The organism is Streptomyces sp. NPDC002835, assembly GCF_053591995.1.
Map to the genome: position 1 here is coordinate 24,430 of NZ_JBSFUW010000018.1, position 16,722 is coordinate 41,151.

Below are 16,722 nucleotides of genomic sequence, written 5' to 3' on the forward strand. Positions count from 1 at the left end.
GGCCGCGGATCGCCCCGCCGATGTCACATCGTGAGATGTCCCGCTCACTACGTGATCATCCGGAAGTCCCGGAGGGCGTCCGCGGCCGTTCGGGTTGGCTACTGCCCAAGGGTCGCCGGGGTACGCGAGTATGTGGGCCGGCTCACACGCACCGGGCCTGACCGGCCCGGAAACACTCCCGGGCGGCGGCCGGAACCGCGGACCTCGCCGGGCCGGGCCGGGCACGCGGCCTCAGTCGGCGCAGCCCTCGCGCTGCCCCGTCTCCAGCGTGGTCCCGACCGGGCCCGGCAGCTCCACGGTCGCGCGAAGACCGTGACGGAGTGGTCGTCACGGTCGACGAGGAGGTGGGCGGGGATCCCGGCTGTCGTACAGCCCCTGAGCTGAACATCGACGTGATCGCGACGGTCCGCGCCCCTGTCGCGCGCGGTGACTTCGGCGGCCGGGCGTGGCCATGGCCGCACCGCCGCACCGGTCGCCGGTAGCCGGTAGCCGGTAGCTCAGGAGCGTAAAATTTCAGGTGCGCGCCGGGACGGCGACGGCAGGAGGCGGGCATGTCCCCACTCGGCACACTCGAGGACGGCCGGACCGCGTTCGGGCAGCAGAGGTGGGCGGACGCCTACGCCCTGCTCCGATCTGCCGACGACCGCGAACCGCTCGCCGCCGGGGACTTGGAGCGACTCGCCACAGCCGCGTACCTGGTGGGCCAGGACGACAGCAGCGTCCGCGCCTGGGAGCGGGCGCACCATGTGCTGCTGGAGCAGAACGACGTCCCCGGTGGAGCACGGTGCGCGTTCTGGCTCGGGATGCTCCTCTTCAACCGGGGCGAGACAGCGCGCGGCGGCGGCTGGATCGGCCGGGCGCACCGGCTGCTCGACGAGGGGGCAGTTGACTGCGTGGAGCAGGGCTACCTGCTGGTGCCCATGGCGCTGCAAGCCCTGGAGGGCGGTGACGCCCCGGCGGCGTACGCCCTCTGCGGCCAGGCAGCCAAGGTCGCGGACCGTTTCGGGGACCGCGACCTCGCCGCGTTCGCGCTGCTGGGACGGGGGCAGACACTGGTCCGGATGGGCGAGACGGCCCAGGGTCTGGCACTGCTCGACGAGGTGATGACCGGCGTCACCGCGGGCGAGGCGTCACCGGTGGTCGCCGGGATCGTCTACTGCGCGGTGATCATCACCTGCCAGGAGGCCTTCGATCTGCACCGGGCGCAGGAGTGGGCGGAGGCGCTGAGCCGCTGGTGCGCGTCCCACCCGGATCTGGTGCCCTACCGCGGCCAGTGCCTGGTGCACCGTTCGGAGATCCTTCAGATGCACGGTGAGTGGGCCTCGGCGATGACCGAGGTACGGCGGGCGCGCGAGCGGCTCGCGACACCACCCGGGCAGCCGGCGGTCGGCATGGCGTACTACCAGCAGGCCGAACTGCACCGGCTGCGCGGCGAGTTCGAGGAGGCCGAGCAGGCCTACCGGCAGGCCGCCGAGCAGGGACGCCCGCCGCAGCCGGGACTGGCCCTGCTGCGCCTCGCCCAGGGGCGGTCCGCGGACGCGAGGGCGGCCCTGGGCCGGATCGTGCGGGACGCCCAGGACCGGCCGGCCCGGTCGAAGGTGCTGGCCGCGTACGTCGAGGCCATGCTCGGCCCGTACGGCCGGGCCCCCGTCGACGACACCGCCCCTGCCGTGGACACGGAGCATTCGCCGCGGCGAACGGCGGCCGACGACAGGGCCGCCGACGACACAGCCGCCGCCCGCACCGCCGCGGACGAATTGGCGGCGATCGCGGCCGACCTCGGAGCGCCGCTGCTGCGCGCGGTCTCCGCCCGTGCGACGGGGGCCGTGCTCCTCGCGGAGGGCGACGCCCGCGCCGCCTGCGCGGAACTGGGCCGGGCCCGGCAGCTCTGGCTGGAGCTCCAGGTCCCGTACGAGGACGCCCGTACCCGTGCCCTGATGGGGATCGCCTGCCACCGGCTCGGTGACCACGACACCGCCGCGCTGGACCTCGAGGGAGCACGCCGGATCTTCCGCGACCTGGGCGCGGCACCCGACCTGGCCCTCCTCGATGCGGCGGAGAGGGCCACGGTCGGCGGCGGACCCGCAACGGCGGCGGGCGGGCTCACCGGGCGCGAGGTCCAGGTGCTGGAGCTGGCGGCGGCCGGGCGGACCAACCGCGAGATCGCGGCGGAACTGTTCCTCAGCGAGCACACCGTCCGCCGCCACCTGCAGAACGTCTTCACCAAACTGGGTGTGTCCTCCCGCGCCGCGGCCACCGCGTACGCCTACCGGCACGGGTTGCTCTGACGCCCTCCACGAGCCCGGCCTGCCGCACGCCGCTGTGCGGCGGCAGTGCTCCGCTCACGACACGCAGTCACGGCGTCCGCCCGGCACCCGCCGCCCTCGAGCCCTCTCCGGTCCTCGTCCGGCACCCGCCGGCTCCGCCCGTGGTACGTACGGACCACTCCGGCCGACGCGCCGCATTGGTACGCGTGCGCGATGCGGCGCGTCGGCGGCTCTCCGTAGCGTCGGTGGCGTCAAGTACTTCGGGCCACCGCCATACGAAGAACCACCGCCATACGAAGAAGAGGTGGACGTCATGGCCACCATCACCATCGACGCGCGTGAGACTCTGCTGGCCCCGCTCCCCGTCACCGAGCGGCGCGTCACCTGCGCGGGTGTGAGCACCGCCGTCCTGGAAGGCGGGGACGGCCCGCCGCTCGTCCTGCTGCACGGTCCGGGGGAGTGCGCGGCGCACTGGACCCGGGTAATCCCCGACCTCGTGACGACCCACCGTGTGGTCGCCCCCGACCTCCCCGGCCACGGCTCCTCCGACACGGGAGACGCGGGGGACGGCCCACTGAACGCCGACCGCACGGTGGTCTGGCTGGAGGACCTGGTCGAACAGACCTGTCCGTCGCCGCCCGCCGTCGTCGGACGCCTGCTCGGCGGTGCCATCGCGGCCCGCTTCGCCGCCGCACGCCCGGACCTGCTCGAACGCCTGATCCTGGTCGACAGCTACGGACTGTCCCGTTTCCGGCCGACGCCGTCTTTCGCCGTCGCTCTCGCCGGCTTCGCCGCACGTCCCACCCCGCACTCCATCAACCGCCTCTTCCGCGCGTGCTCGGCCGAACCGGAACGCGTGGAGCGGGAACTGGGCGACACGGCGGACGCGCTGAAGACGTACGCCGTCGATACGGCCCGCACCCGACGCAACAAGGCCGCGATGCGCGCTCTCATGCCGCAGCTCGCCCTGCCGGCCATCCCCGACGAGGTCCTGCGGCGGATCACTGTTCCCACCGCGCTGATCTGGGGACGGGAGGACCCCCAGACACGGGTCAGGACGGCCGAAGCCGCAAGCGCCCGCTACGGCTGGCCCCTCCACGTGATCGACCGAGCCGGTGACGAGCCGCCCATAGATCAGCCGGAGGCGTTCCTCGATGCACTGCGCGCCGCCCTCCGGCCGGCATGAACACCGAACAGCCGGCACGAACACCAAGGGGGGTCGAGAGGAAGTGACGGTCATGACCACCCATGCATCCACACAGCAGCAGGAACGGGAACGGGCGGCCTGGGACCGCATCGCCGAAGGCTTCGACCGGCATGTCACCCCGCTGTCCAGCCAACTGGCCGAGCGGGCCCTGGACCTGGCCGGCCTGCGTCCGGGCATGCGCTTCCTGGACGTGGCGGCGGGCAGCGGGGCACTGAGCATCCCCGCCGCGCGCCGCGGCGCACACGTCACGGCGACGGACTACTCACCCGCGATGGTCGAACGCCTCGCCGCCCGGGCGCAGGCGGCAGGCCTGAGCGACGTGGAGAGCCACGTCATGGACGGCCTGGCGCTTGATCTGGCGGACGACACGTTCGACGTCTCCGGCTCGCAGAACGGTGTGTCGGTCTTCCCGGACCTGACCCGCGGACTGGCGGAACTGGTACGGGTCACCAGGCCGGGCGGGCGGGCTCTGCTCGTCGCGTTCGGGGCGCCGATTCAGGAAACGGAGTTCATCGCCTTCGTCTTCGGCGCCCTGCGGGCCGCGGTGCCGGGCTTCACGCCGCCACCGACGGATCCCCCGCCGCCGCCGTTCCAGCTCACCGACCCGGAGAAGATGCGCCACGTGCTCGCCGACGCCTCGCTCACCGACGTCCGCGTGGAAACGGTGGACTGGCCTGTCGAGATCCGCTCCGCCGCACACCTGTGGGACGTGACGACCTCGGGCCATCCGATCGTCGCCACGCTCGTCCCCGGCCTGACGGAGGAGCAACGCGGCGCGGCACGTCAGGTGCTGGACGGCATGCTCCTCGAACGCTCCGGCGGGCGCGACGTCGCCGTGCTCAACAGCCGGATGAACGTGGGCGTCGGCACGAAGTGACGCCGGCACGAAATGACACCGGCCGCCCAAACGCCGGCCCGCACACCGTCCCGGACGGTGCCCTCAGCCGCGACGCGCCGTGACCATCAGGGACGTGGCCGCCGGGACACCGCGCTCGTACGACGCGCTCTCGGGCGCGGTCGTGTCGACGAGGCGGATCATCAGGGCCGTGGAGCCCGTCGGGCCGGCGCTTCCGGCGCGGATGCGGTAGCGCTCCCTCCGGAGAGTTTCCTTTGCGAGCGGAGCGCCGCCGCTGAACAGGTAGTGCGGCTGGACGTCGTTGGCGACACGGAGTTCGACCGTCTTCCACGCGCCGGAGGCCGGGTCGCGGCGTTCCAGGGTGAAGCCGTTCTGCGGCGGGGTGGCGCCCTCGTCGCCGATCATCATCTCCATCTGGAAGACGACGCGCAGGGCACCGTAGGCGCGGGTGTTGCCGTTGCTGACCGTGACCGTGAACTCGCGGGCCGCCCCGCCGCGCGCCAGGCTCAGGGGGCCGCCGCCGGCCGACGCGTACATCGACAGGACGGTCGGCTTCGGCGGCCGCGTGGTGGCGGGCGGCGCGGCGGGGGTCCGGGGCGGGGCGGGCTTCGACGCCGACGGCGAGGCGGGCGGAGACTGCGATGCGGTCGTCACCGATGGAGTGGGAGACGGCGACGGAGACGGCGATACGGGCACGGAGGCAGAGGCAGCGGCGGCCGCCGTCGTCTCGTCCGCCCTGGCCTTGCCGTCGTCGTCCTTCGGGCCACACCCGCCGATCAGGAGCGCGGCCGCCGTGAGCGTCGCCATGCCCGCGCCGCGGGTACGTATGCCCGTCCACCCCTGCGTCACCACTGTGTCCACTCCCCCGCTGGCGGTCGGCCGACGGCCGAACCTAGCAGCGCGGGGGAGCGGTCAGGACACGCTCGAGTAGCGGTTGTACTACGGCCTCGTGGACGGTTCAGCGGGCCTGCCGCAGCCCCAGCGGCGCGGCGATCTCCTGGACCATGACCTTGCCGGCCTCCTCGGCCAGCGCGTCCTCCGTGACGTCCTCGTCGGTGTCGAGGCCGTCCAGCTCCGCGAGGGGCTGGTCGAGGCGGACGTGGGCGACCAGGGACTGGAGGGCGCGCAGGGTCGCGGAGGCGGTCGGTCCCCAGTTGGAGAAGTACGAGAACTGCCACCACCACAGCGCCTCGCTGATGCGGCCCGCCCGGTAGTGGGCGAGGCCGTGGCGCAGGTCCATGATGATGTCGGCGAGGCTGTCGGAGATCCGCGACGGCACGGGCGCCTTGCGGGGCTCGTACGGGTCGAAGACCTCGGAGAAGACGTCGATCGGCTCGAGCATGGTCGCGAAACGCATGCGCAGATCGTCGACGTCCAAGTCCGGGCCGGTGTCCGTTTCGTACCGCTCGTCCGGGACGATGTCCTCGTGCGCGCCGAGGCGGCCGCCGGTCAGCAGCAGCTGGGAGACCTCGAGCAGCAGGAACGGGATCGCGCTGTCGGGCTCGTCGCCCTTGGCGACCTCGGTGGTCGCGACGATGAAGGACTCGATCGAGTCGGCGATCTGGACCGCGAAGCTGTCGGGATCCTGTTCTACGGCGTGCAGCATGGCGTCAGACATCGAGCAGTCGTCTCCCCTCGAAGGCACGGCCGAGCGTGACCTCGTCGGCGTATTCCAAGTCTCCCCCTACAGGGAGTCCACTGGCCAGCCGCGTGACCTTCAAACCCATCGGTTTGATCATTCTCGCGAGGTACGTGGCCGTCGCCTCGCCCTCCAGATTGGGGTCCGTGGCCAGGATCAACTCGGTGACCGTGCCGTCCGCGAGGCGGGTCAGCAGCTCGCGGATGCGCAGGTCGTCGGGGCCGACGCCCTCGATGGGGCTGATGGCGCCGCCGAGGACGTGGTACCGGCCGCGGAACTCCCGGGTCCGCTCGATCGCGACGACGTCCTTCGGCTCCTCGACGACACAGATGACCGTCGGGTCCCGGCGGGGGTCGCGGCAGATGTTGCACTGCTCCTGCTGCGCGACGTTGCCGCACACCGCGCAGAAACGCACCTTGTCCTTGACCTCGAGCAGGGCGTGCGCGAGGCGGCGGACATCGGTCGGCTCGGTCTGGAGGATGTGGAAGGCGATCCGCTGCGCGCTCTTGGGACCGACGCCGGGCAGCCTGCCCAGTTCGTCGATGAGGTCCTGAACCACGCCTTCGTACAACGGAACGCCTCTCCTGGAGTGCTTGCTGCTTACGGTAGTTGCTGCCGGTTCCGGTCAGAAGGCCGACGGCGGTACTGCGTCAGAAGGGCATGCCCGGCATGCCGCCGAGGCCCTGCGCCAACGGCCCGAGCTTGTCCTGCTGGAGCTGCTGGGCGTTCTCGTTCGCGGCCTGCACCGCGGCGACGACGAGGTCCGCCAGGGTCTCGGTGTCCTCGGGGTCCACGGCCTTCGGATCGATGACCAGGCCCCGCAGTTCGCCGGAGCCCGTGACGGTCGCCTTCACGAGACCGCCGCCGGCCTGACCGTCGACCTCGGTCTGCGCAAGCTCCTCCTGGGCCTGCGCCAGGTCCTGCTGCATCTTCTGGGCCTGCTGGAGCAGCTGCTGCATGTTGGGCTGGCCACCACCGGGGATCACGGTCACTCCTGGCTGCATCGACGACTGAACACGCTGTACGTTTCGGTACTCCTTTGAGCCTACGTGCTCACCCGGCCGGCCGCCCCACCCTGCATCACCCTGCCCCGGGCAACTCTTTCGAGTGAGCGGTACGGGGCCGCTCGACGCTCCCATACCTGACCAGAACCCCCGTGCGGACGGAAATACCGGGATCCGCGACCCACAGCCCACCATTCGGCGGTATGAAGGGCTGCGTCGCATCAGAACGAACGCGCGCCACGTACGTCACGCGGTGTAACGTCACCACCTTTTCAGCACCTTTTCGGACCTGATAGTCAGTCCTGGGCGTCAGCCTCGGTTGCCGGCTGGGTCGTCAGTCCTGACCGTCAGCCCTGACCGTCAGCAGAGCGCAGAGGAGTGCACCGGTGAGCCAGCCGGAGATGCAGCCCGGGGGGCCGACCCGCGGGGAGGGCGGCGAGGCGCCGCCGAGTGACCTGACGGGACGGACGTTCCCCCTCGGGGACTGGGGCGAGCCCGCGGCCCGACTGGACGAGCTCTACCGCTGGGTCGAGGCGGACGCGTTGCGGACGGCGGACTGGTATCTGGCCGACCGGGTCCTCAAGCGCCGGGCCGCCCGCACCCTGCGCCTCGGCACCGCCGCCGGTGCGCTCGCCGGCGCGGCCCTCCCCCTCCTGGACCTGACGCGGGCCGTCTCGGGGGCCGCTCCCTGGGGCTATCTGTCCCTGCTGGTGGCCGCCGCGTGCCTCGCCTGCGACCGGTACTTCGGCCTGACGGCCGGCTGGATGCGGGACGTGGCCACCGCGCAGGCCGTGCAGCGCCGCCTCCAGGCGCTCCAGTACGACTGGGCCTCTGAGAGCGTCCGCGAGATCCTCGGCCCCACCGAGGGCACGGCGAGCGAGGCGGCCGAACGCTGCCTGGGCGTGCTGCGCCGTTTCTCCGAGGACATCGCGGACCTGGTCCGCTCCGAGACCTCCGACTGGATGACCGACTTCCGCCACGGCCCGGCCCCGCTGCGCCTCCCGTCCTCCCCCGGCCGCCCGGCCCCGGACCCGCACCCGGCCCCGGGCGTCATCCAGGGCCGCTTCCCTCTCCCTCCGACCCCCCGCCCCAACATGCCCCGCCAACGCCCCCCGGAGCCCCCGCGCTGAGCCCGCCGGGGGGCGCGGGGCCGGCCTTCGGTCGGCGTACCGGGCCACCGTCCAGGCCGTCGCCCCCGTGAGTCCTGTCCCTGCGCCGTCGGTCATGTCCACCACTTCGAAGCCGGCGCACTCCGCGTAGCGTTCCAGTTCGCGGGGGGACAGGACGCGTCTGCGGAGCTCGTCCCGGGCATCGTCGCCGGAGGGGAGCACCCAGTGCCGGTGCGTGGTGTTGATCCGGGTCCGCGGGTCCCACTCGTGTCGGACGGTGACCGTCGCGGATCCGCTCGGTGTGTTTACCGTGGCGACGACGGGTTCGGTCCGCGTGATCGGGGCGACCGGTGAGCACAGCACGAGCAGCGCGCCCGGCCCTGCGTGGGCCGCGAAGGTGGCGAAGACCTGGCTGATCTCCTCGTCGCCGTGCACGTAGGCGAGGCTGTTGCCCATACAGGTCACGACATCCGTGCGCCTGCCGAGTCGTACGGTGCGCATGTCCCCGACCCGGGTGTCCAGCCCCGGCCGGGCCCGGTGGGCGTGGTCGACCAGACCGGGCTGAAGGTCCACGCCGACGCACTCGAAGCGCCCGGCCGGCCGCGCCGACGACCGGATCAGAACCATGTTCAGCCTCCTGCGACCCCACCTGAAGAACGCCACCGCACGAGACCTCTACGACCGCGCGCGAACGGTCGCGCCATCGTCCTTGGCCGGCTGACCTGTCCCGGCGTGGCCCCGACCGATCAACGCGAAGCGTTACTCAGAAGGTTCCTGGGGCAGCAAATCCGAGAAGTACGCACGTGAAAGGCTCACCCACTCGTCCTCGCCAAGGATTTCCAGAATCTCGAACGCGTAGGAAGCGCAGGCTGTCGATCGCCCTGAGGAGATCTCCTCCAGGAGCAGCCAGGCACCACGGCCGATCACTTCCTGGCATCGGTCCACCAACTCGTCGGAGTCACCTCCGGACAGGTACATCAGTGATTCCAGAAGGACTTGCCTGGCTTCCCCCGAGGGGTAGACGGGCAAGGCCGACATGAGGACCCGCGCCACAGCAGGTGCAGACTCCTCCATGAAGGACTGAATGAGTATGTGCCCTTCCATCCAGTCCTTCTCAACCAGACTTCCGGGGGCACGGTCCAGAGATTCGAAGAGCTCGTCGATTACATGGCGGGAACTCCTGCCGCATGCACATCGGGTCTCCGAGATGCCGCTGCACTCGATGACCGCTTGCAGCAGCCGTCGTTCATGTTCCATCGCAACAAACCATTTCTCTGGTCAGCAGTGCCGACCGTAGGCCCGCGGAGGCCCCAGGGACACGCCCCCGCACGGACCAGGCGCCCGAACCGTGTCGGGCGCCTGGTCGGTGGAGTGGGCCGCGAGGAGGCGGGCGCACGCGGGCGTCAGCTGAAGATGATCATTGATCCCTGGCCGAGGCTGCGCGTCGCCGCCGCGTGGAGGCCCAGCCAGACGTGGCGTTCGCGGGCGAAGGGGTTGTCGTCGTAGGGGATCGGGCCGGCCGGTTCCTCGAGGGACGTCGGGCGGTCCGGGGGGTCCGGTGCGGCCGGCGGGTTGGCCGGGTCGATGCCGATGGACGGGGCCACGTACTCCAGCTCGCGGAGCAGGCCCTGGGTGGAGCCCAAGGGGCCGCCGCCCTCGAGGAGTTCGTCGTTGAAGAGGGGGGCCGGGAAGTCCACCGGCACATACGCGCCGGCGTGGTCGTAGTGCCACACCAGATGGGACTGCTGGGCCGTCGACTCGAACATCTCCAGCAACTGTTCGTAGTCGCCGCCGAGTTCGTCCACCGGCGTCACCGCGAGCCCGCACAGCTGCAGCAGATAGGCACGGCGCAGGAAGTGCAGCGCGTCGTAGTCGAACCCGGCCACCGGCGCGACGTCGCCCGACAGGCCCGGCATGTAGGCGAAGACGGGCACGGTCGGCAGGCCCGCGCCGGTCAGGGCCTTGTCGTAGGACGCGATCTCTTCGGCGAAGGGATTGTCGGGGCTGTGGCACAGCACGTCGACGAGGGGGACCAGCCACAGGTCACAGGCCAAGGGAGGGCTCGCTCTCAGCAGTTCGGGCACGGGTGGTGCGGTCGAGGGTCCGGTGACCGTACGGGCCGGGACCTGCGGGCCGAAGACGGCGGAAGGTGGAGGAAGCGTGAAGAAGGACGATGGTCACAGCAGCGTAGTGCGGCGGGCGCGGTCGGCGAAGGGACCGTTCGGCACGGTTTCGTACGGTCCGGCACCTCCTTGTCACTCCTCTCCCACGTCCCATACCCACACCCCGGCCACCCTCTCCCCCGGTCGGCCCAGGAGTTTCTCCACCGTCGCGTACAGCGGCCCGTCGTTGTACTGCGGGGCCAGTACCACCACGCCCGCGTTCCACGCCTCGAGGTCCTGGCGGGCCTGCGCCTGCCAGTTGGGGCCGATGACGGGGACCTGGCCGGAGTTGCGGACGTCGTTCAGCAGGTTGGAGGTGTGGCGCGGGGTCGCACCGTAGATGCCGATGCGGTCCGGGCCCCACGGGCCGTTGAAGTAGCCGCCCGCCACCCGGAAGCCGAGTCCCGTCGCCGACTGCCAGTGCAGGGCCTCCGCGCTGCCGGGGTGCGGCAGCGGGACGGTCACCAGGGACTCGCCGTCCGCGAGGTACTTCTCGTACGTGCCCTGCGCGATGAAGCCCGGTATCTCGGGCCGCTCGCGTACGGGATACGGCGTCGGCAGCACCGGGACGAGCGCCGCCGCCAGCGCGGCGAAGCCCAGACCGCGCAGCGGCGGGCGCCAGGCGGCGAGCCGCTGCGCCGTCAGCGCGAGCAGCACCCCGAGGACGGGCGCGCAGATCATCGCGACCCTCGACTCGATGACCGACTCGAACAGCGGCTGGTGCGCCAGCGCCCGCCACGGGCCGGTCAGCACGATGTCCGTGTGCGGGATGCGGAACTTCGGCCCGAGGGAGAGGAACGCCGCGGCGACCGCCGTGAAGGTGAGCGCCTTGACCAGCGGGAGCCGCCACAGGCGGATCACGATCGCGAAGGCCAGCGCGATCAGCGGCCAGCCGAAGAACGCGTTCTGCTCGGTGCGGTTCATGGCCAGCGGGTCGGCGCCCGCGTCGGAGCCCAGCAGCGCACGGCCGGAGAACTGGAGGAAGGCGAGCGGGCTGTTGCCCGCGTTGTCGCCGTGCAGCACACTCTTGTAGCTCTGCGGCCCGAAGAACTGCCAGCCCAGCGGGAAAGCCACCAGCGGCAGGCACACCAGCAGCGCGATGCCGGTGCCCTTCAGCAGCGGCCGCCAGGCCGCCCTGGCCACGTCGCGGGCGGCCAGCGCGTACGAGAGGGCGAACAGCAGCATGCCCATCGCGGCGAGCAGCAGCGGCTCCTCGCCGAGGAAGATCTGGTACGTGGCGAACAGGCCCAGCAGTATCCCGTCCCGCCGGACGTTCCGTCCCTCGCACAGCCGCAGCGCGCGGTCGATGATCACCGGGATCACGAACAGGACGAGGAAGTTCGGGTGCGCGTTGCCGTGCGACATCATCGGCGGCGCGAACGCGGCGAAGGCGCCGCCGAGCGCCGCTGCCCACCGGTTCGCCACCACCCAGCGGGCGATCAGCAGATACCAGGCGGTCGCGGTCGCCGCGAGCCCCAGCGTGAGGACGAGCGCCCAGGTGACGGTCGGGCCGAGGGCGAGGGTGACGGGGGTGAAGGGCACGGACAGCCCGAGCATCACCGTGTTCGCCATCAGGTTCACGCCCTCCGGATTGTTCTGGAGGGTCGTGAAGAGCGGATTGCGCAGATGGACGACGTTGTCGGCGGTGACGGCGAAGAACCACTCCCACTGGTTCTGGTCCTGGCCGGCGTCACGGAGGTACCCGCGGTCCAGGTCCGTCCACAGCCCCTTGTAGAGCAGTACGGACGCGACGAGGAAGAGCCCGGCGACGGCCAGGTCGACCCGGCGCACGGCGCGGGCGCGCAGCCGCAGCAGTTCGAGGAGCACCTTGCCGTAATCGGCGGGTCTGACCTTGGAGCCGGCGACGTGCGACCAGCGGACCGGGACCTCGGTCACCGGCCAGCCCTGGCGCCGGAAGAAGCGGAGCACCTCGACGTCGATGGCCCAGCCGTCCAGCCGGGAGTCGGCGAAGGCGGCGCGCGCCTTGTCGCCGTCGAGCAGTTTGAAACCGCACTGGGTGTCCCGGATGCCGGGGACGGCGACCGCTCGTATCAGCCGGTTGCCCATCCGCCCGAGCCACTCCCGCACGCGCCGCTGGTGCACCTCGATCCGCGCGTCGGGGTGGGCGCGCGAGCCGATCGCGGCGGCGGCGCCGGCGGACTCCAGCTCCGTCTCCAGCCGGTCCAGCTCCTCGGCGGGGGTCGCCAGGTCGGCGTCGGTGATCAGCACCCGCCGGCCGTACGAGGCGAGGACGCCGAGGCGCAGGGCGCTGCCCTTGCCGCGGTTCGTCGCGCTCGTCACGACCTGGATCCGCGGCTCCTCCGCCGCGGCCTCCTGCGCGATCTTCACGGTGGCGTCGGTCGAGCCGTCGTCCACGACGATCAGCTCCCACTCGCCCCAGCGGTCGGGCTCGGCGCGCAGATGGGCGCGGATGGCGTCCAGTGTCGGCCGCAGCCGCGCCTCTTCGTTGTACGCCGGGACGACGACGCTCAGATCCACGCTCACCGCTCTTGCCGTCGCTGCCGGTCCTGTTGCCGGTCAGGCTTCTCCCGCTGCCGGCTCTGCTTCTGCTCCCATTGCCGGCTCTGTCGTTCCAGCCGGTCCGCCCAGGCCAGGGCGTGGTCGTTGTACGCGCGGATCGCGGTCCGCACGCCCTCCGTGTCCCCGCTGTTGACCGCGTCGACGATGTCCTGGTGCCCGCTCCACAGCCAGTCGGACTGCTCCGGGTCGGCACGCAGCAACGGCACGGCGAACACCCATGCCTGCACCCGCAGCCGGTGCAGGAAGTCGCAGAGATAGCGGTTGGCGGCGAGCGCGGCGAGCTCCCGCCAGAAGCGCAGGTCGTAGCCGATCAGGATGTCCAGGTCGCCCGTGCGCGCCGCCCGCGACGCCTCCTCGGCCCGGCGCTGCACGGACAGCAGCGCCTGCGGAGTGGGCGGGCAGGGCCGCTGCTGTTCGAGGTGGCCGAAGATGGCGTACACGACCATGGACCGGGTCTCGACCATGGTCCGGTAGTCGTCCACGGAGAACTGGTGCACCTTGAAACCGCGGTGCTGGTCGGAGTCGAGCAGCCCCTGCGCCGACAGGTCGACGAGTGCCTCGCGGACGGGCGTCGCGGAGACGCCGTACTGCTCCGCGATCTCCTTGACGGTGAACTCCTGCCCCGGCCGCATACGGCCTGCTAGCACCTCGTCACGGAGAGCATCGGCAATCTGCTGCCGCAGAGTGCTGCGGGTGACGGCGCTCGTGCCGCCGTTCCCGCCACCGCTGCCGCTCCCGTAGCCGGGCATCGTGGCCTTCCCCTTCACCTTCGGTCCCGGACACGATAGGCCAGGGCAGGCGCGGCGAGTGCGCGGCGTACGGTCTGACCGTGAGGGGAGGCGATGCCCGGATGGAGGACGTGTTCGAGCCAGCCACCGGCGACGGGCCCCAGGTGACGGGGGCGGGCAGGGCCGCGGAGGTGCGGACGGCGTTCGAGGGGCTGCTCCGGATCCGCCGAGTGACGAACTCCACGGGCGGCGAGAGCGTGCCCGCACCGTGGGAGCTGAACCGGACCGTACGCGCCGTGGCCCTGGCGCTGGAGGCCGCCGGGCTCCCGCCGTCCGCGGTGGCCGCGGACGACGCCGCCCGGCGCACGGCCACCGGCTACCGCGTGCTGCCCGGCGAGCGCGCCCGGACGGTGTACGTGGAGTGGCTCGGCCCGCCGGGCGGCGGCGCGGCCCAGGAGGAGGAGACCCGGCTCAAGGCGTGCGCCGAGGTGCTGGCGGGGCTGGGGTGGGAGGCGCTGCTGTACCGGGGGCCGCGGAAGCGGCGGTTCCTGGAGGTCGAGCCGTCTTAACGGCTCAACGGCTCAACGGCTCAACGGCTCAACGGCTCAACGGACAGGGTCGGCCTGCGCCCGGTCCGTCCGGGCCCGGTCGGCCTGGGCCCGGAACGTCTGGCGGTACGCCATCGGGGAGACGCCGACCGTCGCCGCCATGTGCTGGCGCAGCGAGGCCGCCGTACCGAAGCCCGACTCCTCGGCGACCCGGTCGACCGGCAGGTCCGTGGTCTCCAGCAGGCGGCGGGCATGGTCGATGCGCTGCTGCGTCAGCCACTGCACCGGGGTCATGCCGACCTCCTCCCTGAAACGGCGCGAGAAGGTGCGCACGCTCATCCGCGCGTGCGCCGCCAGCTCGGCCAGGCTCACCGGGCGGCCGAGACGGCTCAGGGCCCAGGCGCGGGTCGCGGACGTGGTGGCGGCGGTCTGCTGCGGCACCGGCCGCTCGATGAACTGTGCCTGCCCGCCCTCCCGCCACGGCGGCACGACGCACAGCCGCGCCACCCGGTTGGCGACCTCGCTGCCGTGGTCGCGCCGCACGATGTGCAGGCACAGGTCGACGCCGGCCGCGACGCCCGCCGCGGTGAGCACGTCGCCGTCGTCGACGAACAGCACGCCCGGGTCCACCTCGACCTCGGGGAAGGCCCGTTGGAAGGCGGCGGCCTCGTTCCAGTGCGTGGTCGCCCGGCGCCCGTCGAGGAGACCGGCGGCGGCGAGCACGTACGAGGCGGTGCAGATGGACACGGTTCGGGTCCCCTGGCGCAGTGCGCGCAGCGCGTCGGCGAGCGGGGCGGGCAGCCGGTCCGTGTTCTGGCCGGGCCCGCAGGCGAAGGGCGGGACGACGAGCGTGTCCGCCGTCGCGAGGACGTCGGCGCTGTGCTCCACCGTGACGGAGAAGTCCGCGCTGGTGCGGACCGGGCCGCCGTCGAGGCTGCAGGTGATCACTTCGTAGAGCGGCTCACCGTCACGGCCGGCGGCGGTGGCGAATATCCGTGCGGGAATGCTCATTTCGAAGGGATAGACGCCGTCGAGGGCGAGCACGACGACACGGTGCAGGCGCGGCGCGGACGGGAGTGGCGGCATGGCCGGATCCTTGCACACCTTGGCCACCCGGCCACTCGTGGGGGGCGTGAGCGGCGGCGGAGGGTGGGCGCATACCCCCCGCACACCCCCGTCGAACGCCTGTTGAAGGAGCGTCAGTCATGCGTGCCATCGGCCAGCAGACCCTTGGTGGACCCGAAGTCCTGGAAATCGTCGGGAAGGAGCGGCCGGAGCCCGGCCCGGGGGAGGTCCTGGTGCGGGTGCACGCGGCCGGGGTCAACCCCACGGACCGGTGGCACCGTTCGACCGGCGGCCTGCTCTCCGGCGGTCCGGTGCCGCTCGGCTGGGACGTCTCCGGCGTCGTCGAGGAAGTGGGCCTCGGCGTGACGGTGTACCGGCCGGGCGACGAGGTGTTCGGGATGCCGCGGCTGCCCCAGCCCGCCGGTGCGTACGCGGAGTTCCTGACGTCGCCCGCCCGCCATCTCGTCCGCAAGCCGGCCGGGCTCTCGCACGTGGAGGCGGCCGCGCTGCCCGTCGCGGCGCTGACGGCGTGGCAGTCGCTGGTCGACACCGCGGACGTCCGTCCCGGGCAGCGCGTCCTGATCCACGCCGCCGCGGGCGGCGTCGGCCATCTCGCCGTGCAGATCGCCAAGGCCCGGGGCGCGTACGTCGTCGGCACGGCGTCGGCGTCCGCGCACGACTTCGTGCGGGGCCTGGGGGCGGACGAGGTCGTCGACTACCGGGAGGTGGCCTTCGAGACGGCCGTCCGGGACGTGGACGTCGTCCTCGACGCGGTGGGCGGCGAGTACGGACCGCGCTCGCTCGACGTGCTGCGGTCCGGCGGCGCGCTCGTCTCGATCGCGTCCCCGGCGGAGGCGTATCTCGCGGACGTCGCGGAACAGCAGGGCCTGCGCGCCGGTTTCATGATCGTCGAGCCGGACGCGGGTTCCCTCAAGGAGATCGCGGCGCTGGTGGAGTCGGGTCGGCTGCGGGTGCATGTGGAGGCGGTGCTGCCGCTGGAAGAGGCGGCGAAGGCGCATGCGGTGGGGGAGGCGGGGGGTGCGCGGGGGAAGGTGGTGCTGACGGTGGGGTAAGGGGTGGTGGCACGGGGGTGCCGACGACGGGGGCGTCGGCCTGCCGGAAGCCCCGATCGGTCGGCGCTTGCGCGGCGCGTCAGCGGAATGACAGCGGAAGACGTGCCGAACGGTGAGTGGTGGCCGCTGGAATGGCCTCGTCACCGAACGGCGGTCGCCACCCGACACGGTGGTCCGCCCCGACCATGGGGAGACACCATGAGCATGGACCTGAGCACCCTCGCCGACGAGATCCTCGAGCTCGAGGCCGAGACGTTCGAGATCTCCGACTACTCGGACGCCAGCGAGGTCGTGCTGGCCGGCTGCACCAGCACCAGCTCCACCTCGACCTCCAGCTCCACCTGCAGCACCACCTCCTGCTCCGCCTGACCTCGCGTCCTGCGCGGCAACGCCCGGCCGGCGCCCGCCCCCTTCATCGGGGGAGGGTGCCGACCGGGTGCTCGGCGTGCCCGAGGGCCGGTCGCGGCGGTGCCCGAGAAGGTGTGTTCCGGCCGTGGGGCCGAGCTGCGGCAGCGGCGGATCT

General features: G+C 72.2%; 16 protein-coding genes. 7 read left to right on the forward strand and 9 right to left on the reverse strand.

Annotated features, from left to right (window positions below):
- The first annotated feature begins 551 nt into the window (after positions 1-551).
- The 3 genes from ACWD01_RS20405 (at position 552) to ACWD01_RS20415 (ending at position 4,351) form a co-directional block, all read left to right on the forward strand.
- On the forward strand, positions 552-2,288 hold the full coding sequence (locus tag ACWD01_RS20405) for a LuxR C-terminal-related transcriptional regulator (protein ID WP_451163744.1): 1,737 nt from the start codon (positions 552-554) through the stop codon (positions 2,286-2,288).
- A 292-nt stretch (positions 2,289-2,580) separates the two neighbouring features.
- Positions 2,581-3,453, forward strand: a complete 873-nt coding sequence (locus tag ACWD01_RS20410) for an alpha/beta fold hydrolase (protein WP_451163746.1) — start codon at positions 2,581-2,583, stop codon at positions 3,451-3,453.
- 52 nt (positions 3,454-3,505) lie between these two features.
- Positions 3,506-4,351: a class I SAM-dependent methyltransferase gene (locus tag ACWD01_RS20415; protein WP_451163748.1), complete on the forward strand. Its 846-nt coding sequence runs from the start codon at positions 3,506-3,508 to the stop codon at positions 4,349-4,351.
- Positions 4,352-4,414: 63 nt separating this feature from the next.
- Here the strand turns inward: ACWD01_RS20415 and ACWD01_RS20420 are convergent, their stop codons facing one another.
- The 4 genes from ACWD01_RS20420 to ACWD01_RS20435 form a co-directional block, all read right to left on the reverse strand.
- Complete coding sequence (locus tag ACWD01_RS20420; protein ID WP_451163750.1) at positions 4,415-5,182, reverse strand: hypothetical protein; 768 nt, start codon at positions 5,180-5,182, stop codon at positions 4,415-4,417.
- A gap of 106 nt (positions 5,183-5,288) precedes the next feature.
- Complete coding sequence (locus tag ACWD01_RS20425) at positions 5,289-5,948, reverse strand: DUF5063 domain-containing protein (RefSeq protein WP_451163752.1); 660 nt, start codon at positions 5,946-5,948, stop codon at positions 5,289-5,291.
- Positions 5,941-6,540: a recombination mediator RecR gene (gene recR, locus ACWD01_RS20430; RefSeq protein WP_451163754.1), complete on the reverse strand. Its 600-nt coding sequence runs from the start codon at positions 6,538-6,540 to the stop codon at positions 5,941-5,943. The genes ACWD01_RS20425 and recR overlap by 8 nt, the downstream gene beginning before the upstream one ends.
- Positions 6,541-6,619: 79 nt before the next feature.
- On the reverse strand, positions 6,620-6,955 hold the full coding sequence (locus tag ACWD01_RS20435; RefSeq protein ID WP_451163756.1) for a YbaB/EbfC family nucleoid-associated protein: 336 nt from the start codon (positions 6,953-6,955) through the stop codon (positions 6,620-6,622).
- Positions 6,956-7,359: 404 nt separating this feature from the next.
- On the opposite strand from ACWD01_RS20435, the gene ACWD01_RS20440 reads away from it, so the two are divergent.
- Entirely contained in the window at positions 7,360-8,103 is a 744-nt protein-coding gene (locus ACWD01_RS20440) for an SLATT domain-containing protein (RefSeq protein ID WP_451163758.1), read from the forward strand.
- 738 nt (positions 8,104-8,841) lie between these two features.
- Here the strand turns inward: ACWD01_RS20440 and ACWD01_RS20445 are convergent.
- The 4 genes from ACWD01_RS20445 to ACWD01_RS20460 form a co-directional block, all read right to left on the reverse strand.
- Positions 8,842-9,339 carry a hypothetical protein gene (locus ACWD01_RS20445; protein WP_451163760.1) on the reverse strand — a complete coding sequence of 166 codons (498 nt, stop codon included), beginning with the start codon at positions 9,337-9,339 and terminating at the stop codon, positions 8,842-8,844.
- Positions 9,340-9,485: 146 nt separating this feature from the next.
- Positions 9,486-10,136 carry a hypothetical protein gene (locus ACWD01_RS20450; RefSeq protein ID WP_451163921.1) on the reverse strand — a complete coding sequence of 217 codons (651 nt, stop codon included), beginning with the start codon at positions 10,134-10,136 and terminating at the stop codon, positions 9,486-9,488.
- Between the two features lie 201 nt (positions 10,137-10,337).
- On the reverse strand, positions 10,338-12,749 hold the full coding sequence (locus ACWD01_RS20455) for a dolichyl-phosphate beta-glucosyltransferase (protein WP_451163762.1): 2,412 nt from the start codon (positions 12,747-12,749) through the stop codon (positions 10,338-10,340).
- Positions 12,746-13,534 carry a GntR family transcriptional regulator gene (locus tag ACWD01_RS20460; RefSeq protein ID WP_451163764.1) on the reverse strand — a complete coding sequence of 263 codons (789 nt, stop codon included), beginning with the start codon at positions 13,532-13,534 and terminating at the stop codon, positions 12,746-12,748. Before ACWD01_RS20460 ends, ACWD01_RS20455 begins: the two co-directional genes overlap by 4 nt.
- Positions 13,535-13,635: 101 nt before the next feature.
- Here ACWD01_RS20460 and ACWD01_RS20465 point away from each other — a divergent pair, with 101 nt between their 5' ends.
- Positions 13,636-14,082 (forward strand): hypothetical protein, encoded by a 447-nt coding sequence (locus tag ACWD01_RS20465; RefSeq protein ID WP_451163923.1) that lies wholly within the window; start codon positions 13,636-13,638, stop codon positions 14,080-14,082.
- A gap of 36 nt (positions 14,083-14,118) precedes the next feature.
- On the opposite strand, the gene ACWD01_RS20470 is transcribed toward ACWD01_RS20465, so the two are convergent.
- Complete coding sequence (locus tag ACWD01_RS20470; RefSeq protein ID WP_451163766.1) at positions 14,119-15,147, reverse strand: GlxA family transcriptional regulator; 1,029 nt, start codon at positions 15,145-15,147, stop codon at positions 14,119-14,121.
- A 119-nt stretch (positions 15,148-15,266) separates the two neighbouring features.
- Between ACWD01_RS20470 and ACWD01_RS20475 the strand changes: the two genes are divergently transcribed.
- Entirely contained in the window at positions 15,267-16,199 is a 933-nt protein-coding gene (locus tag ACWD01_RS20475; RefSeq protein ID WP_451163768.1) for an NADP-dependent oxidoreductase, read from the forward strand.
- Between the two features lie 198 nt (positions 16,200-16,397).
- Positions 16,398-16,568 carry a thiazolylpeptide-type bacteriocin gene (locus ACWD01_RS20480; RefSeq protein WP_451163770.1) on the forward strand — a complete coding sequence of 57 codons (171 nt, stop codon included), beginning with the start codon at positions 16,398-16,400 and terminating at the stop codon, positions 16,566-16,568.
- Positions 16,569-16,722: the final 154 nt, after the last annotated feature.

What these genes read in the sequence shown, in the direction of transcription:
- ACWD01_RS20405 (WP_451163744.1), top strand. Translation starts at nt 552, where the DNA reads ATGTCCCCACTCGGCACACTCGAGGACGGCCGGACCGCGTTCGGGCAG.
- ACWD01_RS20410 (WP_451163746.1), top strand. Translation starts at nt 2,581, where the DNA reads ATGGCCACCATCACCATCGACGCGCGTGAGACTCTGCTGGCCCCGCTC.
- ACWD01_RS20415 (WP_451163748.1), top strand. Translation starts at nt 3,506, where the DNA reads ATGACCACCCATGCATCCACACAGCAGCAGGAACGGGAACGGGCGGCC.
- ACWD01_RS20425 (WP_451163752.1), bottom strand. Translation starts at nt 5,948, where the DNA reads ATGTCTGACGCCATGCTGCACGCCGTAGAACAGGATCCCGACAGCTTC.
- ACWD01_RS20445 (WP_451163760.1), bottom strand. Translation starts at nt 9,339, where the DNA reads ATGGAACATGAACGACGGCTGCTGCAAGCGGTCATCGAGTGCAGCGGC.
- ACWD01_RS20460 (WP_451163764.1), bottom strand. Translation starts at nt 13,534, where the DNA reads ATGCCCGGCTACGGGAGCGGCAGCGGTGGCGGGAACGGCGGCACGAGC.
- ACWD01_RS20465 (WP_451163923.1), top strand. Translation starts at nt 13,636, where the DNA reads ATGGAGGACGTGTTCGAGCCAGCCACCGGCGACGGGCCCCAGGTGACG.
- ACWD01_RS20470 (WP_451163766.1), bottom strand. Translation starts at nt 15,147, where the DNA reads ATGCCGCCACTCCCGTCCGCGCCGCGCCTGCACCGTGTCGTCGTGCTC.
- ACWD01_RS20475 (WP_451163768.1), top strand. Translation starts at nt 15,267, where the DNA reads ATGCGTGCCATCGGCCAGCAGACCCTTGGTGGACCCGAAGTCCTGGAA.
- ACWD01_RS20480 (WP_451163770.1), top strand. Translation starts at nt 16,398, where the DNA reads ATGAGCATGGACCTGAGCACCCTCGCCGACGAGATCCTCGAGCTCGAG.